This window comes from Pontibacterium sp. (assembly GCF_041587635.1).
Taxonomy (GTDB): Bacteria; Pseudomonadota; Gammaproteobacteria; order Pseudomonadales; family Balneatricaceae; genus Pontibacterium.
The window spans coordinates 1-3,283 of sequence record NZ_JBFGYC010000460.1 but is presented as its reverse complement, the minus strand read 5'-3'; the positions used below and the strand labels follow the sequence as shown (position 1 = coordinate 3,283).

General features: G+C 50.9%; 4 protein-coding genes. 3 read left to right on the top strand and 1 reads right to left on the bottom strand.

The features are described 5' to 3' along the window. Positions 1 to 1,322 (bottom strand): NAD(P)/FAD-dependent oxidoreductase (locus tag ABYW01_RS17435; protein WP_372835206.1); only part of this gene is annotated, 1,322 nt, incomplete at its 3' end. 149 nt (positions 1,323 to 1,471) lie between these two features. Between ABYW01_RS17435 and ABYW01_RS17430 the strand changes: the two genes are divergently transcribed. The 3 genes from ABYW01_RS17430 to ABYW01_RS17420 all read left to right on the top strand — a co-directional run. Beyond that, positions 1,472 to 2,068, top strand: coding sequence for a sigma-70 family RNA polymerase sigma factor (locus ABYW01_RS17430; protein WP_372835203.1), 597 nt, complete (start codon positions 1,472 to 1,474; stop codon positions 2,066 to 2,068). After that, the gene (locus tag ABYW01_RS17425; RefSeq protein WP_372835200.1) at positions 2,065 to 2,733 is read left to right on the top strand and encodes a ChrR family anti-sigma-E factor; all 669 of its coding nucleotides are present in this window, start codon (positions 2,065 to 2,067) and stop codon (positions 2,731 to 2,733) included. The genes ABYW01_RS17430 and ABYW01_RS17425 overlap by 4 nt, the downstream gene beginning before the upstream one ends. A 34-nt stretch (positions 2,734 to 2,767) precedes the next feature. Further along, positions 2,768 to 3,283: DUF523 domain-containing protein (locus ABYW01_RS17420; protein ID WP_372835197.1), on the top strand; the 516-nt coding region annotated here is incomplete at its 3' end.

Sequence of the window (3,283 nt, the reverse complement as noted above, 5' to 3'; positions counted from 1 at the left end):
GGTGATACATGGATACGGCTGTTGGGGTTATCCAGCGTCCAAGGACGTGGGATTCCTCCCAGCTGTTCCGCTACAGCGAGACCTGCCTGAAGACCGTCTTCATGGAAACCGTAGCCGAAGTACGCACCGCAGAACCATGTATTCTGACGACCTTGTAGCCCCCACAATAGCTTTTGAGCGGCCATCGCTTTGTTGCTGAATTGCGGATGATCATAAAAAAAGCTGCGCAGGATACTGCCGTCAGCCGGTTCTTTATTTGGGTTAAGTGACACAAACAGAGGATGCTCGGTGTTCAACGGCTGCAGTGCGTTCATCCAATAGCTCACGGAGACCTGATGCTCTCGCCCATCTCCGCGTTCCGCCATATAGTTCCAGCTGGACCACACCGTTTCCCGCTGTGGCATCAGCGATGCATCGGTATGTAGAAACGCCTGATTTCTCAAATAGGGAAATTGCCCCAGTAAATGTTGTTCTTCCGCCGTGGGTTCAGCAAGCAGGCCCAGTGCCTGATCAGAGTGACACGCCAGCACCACGTCATCGTAGTATTCGCGGCGCCCGTGGATGTCTTCAATAATGACCTGATTGTTTTGTCGAAGAATACGATGGATGTGACTGTTGAGACGAATGCGATCCTGTAAAGCTTCTCCAATGCGGCTGACATAGTTACGACTTCCGCCGATCACGGTGCGCCACTGTGGACGGTCTTTCAGCTGAGCCAGACCATGGTTACTGCAAAACCGCAGGAAACTGCTGGCGGGGTATTGAAGCATCTGGTCTACCGGGGTTGACCAGATAGCGGCCCCCATTGGCAACAGGTGGTCGTAAATAAATCGGTCCCCGTAGCGGTGTTGTTTGAGTAAGTCACCCAGCGACAACATCTCAATATCCGCTTGATGCCCCATACGCTCAGACTCGCGGTAGAAGCGCAGTAAATCACGGATCATCGACCAAAATGATGGTTTCAATAGGTTACTTTTTTGAGCAAATAGGCCGCTAAGTCCTGTGCCAGAGTATTCCAGTTCCCCCTGATTGACAGAGATCGCAAAGGACATATCCGTGTCACAGGTTTTAACGCCAAGCGTGTTGAACAGCTGTACGAGATTAGGGTAGTTCACAGGATTAAACACAATGAATCCGGTATCTACATCCACACTGTCGCCGCCGACGTCAACGGTGACAGTATGGGCATGTCCGCCGAGACGATCGTCTTTCTCATAAAGGGTGACATCGTGCGCTTTATTCAGCAGCCACGCACAACTGAGGCCGGTAATACCTGAACCTACAACAGCTATTTTTCGGGGGCGTATTGCAGCGATATTCATGGTTTCGTCCATAATGAGTACGTTGTTTCATGTTACGCAGCCTAGACCATAAAAGATCACAAAAAAATTTGAGGCCGGATTTAGCGGCTTTTATGACCTGATAGAAAATAAAACTGATCCGGTGATGTACAAGGACCGTAGGAGAGGATATGGAAAGCAAACCGCCGGGAGATGACGTGGAAAAAGTTGTGACTATAAACAGAGATCAATCTGCTAGCCAGGAATGGACGCGCTTGCTTGCACAGTTCGCTGAAACCCGTGACAAGGCGGTTTATGTTGAGCTGTTCAGTCACTTCGCTCCCAAAGTTAAAGCGTACATTGTTCGTCTTGGGCTTACTGATGCAACGGCGGATGAGCTAATGCAAGAGGCGATGTTAGCCGTTTGGAACAAGGCGCACTTATACAATCCGTCGAAAGCCGCGGCGAGTACCTGGATCTTTACGCTTGCAAGAAACCAGAGTATCGACTGGATGCGTCGCCAAAAGTACCCCGAATACGAATTTGAAGATTGGCACGCGGGTGAAGATGAAGGCGATGCGGGGGAGCAGAGCGTACTGTCTGACCGCGTGGCTGAAGCGATTAAAACCTTACCCGAGAACCAGGCACAGGTTATTTATATGTCTTTTTTCGAAGGACGTTCTCATCAGGAGATAGCTGACCGCATAGGTATCCCGTTGGGCAGCGTGAAGTCCCGTATCCGTCTGGCTGCGGATAAGTTGAAAACGATCTGGAGGGCTGAAGTATGAACATCCGTCATCATCTGGATGAAGCAACCCTGCTAAGTTACGCCGCTGGATCTATGTCTCAGGCGATGGCATTGGTAACCGCTTGCCATCTGGCGATGTGCGCACAGTGCCGTTCAAGGGCTCAACAATCGGAAGCGATTGGAGGGGCGTTGTTGGACAATCTTACACCCGCCTCGGTGAGTGATGATGCTTTGGCATCTGTACTGGCGGCAATTGACGCTCAGGACGACACTGTGCAGATTCGCTCGGTCAGACCTGCCTCATCGCAGTCGCATGCGGAGAAATCAGATGTCCCCACGCCACTGGCGGGTTATGTCGGCGGGTCTTTTGATGATATTGATTGGAAACGTATCGTACCCGGCGTCTATTATTTTGATCTGCCGTGTCAAAGTGGCGGGGTATCGCGTCTGTTGCGGATAGCGCCTGGCAAAGCGATGCTGCCACACAGTCATGACGGCAATGAGCTGACGCTGGTGTTGCGTGGTTCCTTTACTGATGAGATTGGTCGTTTTGCAGTGGGTGATATTGCCGATCTGGATGATCAGGTGGAACACCAGCCCTTAGTGGATAGTGCCGAAGATTGTATTTGTCTGGTCGCAACGGATGCACCCCTCAAGTTTACAACTCTGTTAGGTCGCCTGATGCAACCGATGACCGGTTTTTAAGCTTAAGAATAAATGAGTGCAGGAGAGCATCGACATGAACGATATCGCCAAAATTTCGATTCCTGTAGGCATCAGTGCCTGTTTACTAGGTCAGAAAGTACGTTTTGATGGAGGCCATAAACGCTCTGTATATTGCCTGAATGTATTGAGTGAGTGTTTTGATTTCAAACCTTTTTGCCCGGAAGTCGCTGCGGGCCTTGGGACGCCTCGTCAGCCCATTCGCTTAGTGGGTGATGCGGCTAATCCACGAGCATTAGGCACCCGTAACCCCGATTTGGATCCGACTGATGGTTTAGCCGAGCATGCTGATTTTGTGACTGAGCATCATCCCGAGCTCTGTGGTTATGTGCTGATGAAAGGGTCTCCAAGTTGTGGCATGGAACGGGTAAAGGTCTATCACCCCAACGGTATGCCAAACGAAGCGGGTAGCGGTATTTTTGCCGCACGTCTGATGGCCAATAATCCTGCGTTACCGGTAGAGGAGGAAGGGCGCCTCAATGACGCGGTACTGCGTGAGAATTTCATTACGCGTGTCTTTGTGTACTTCAGC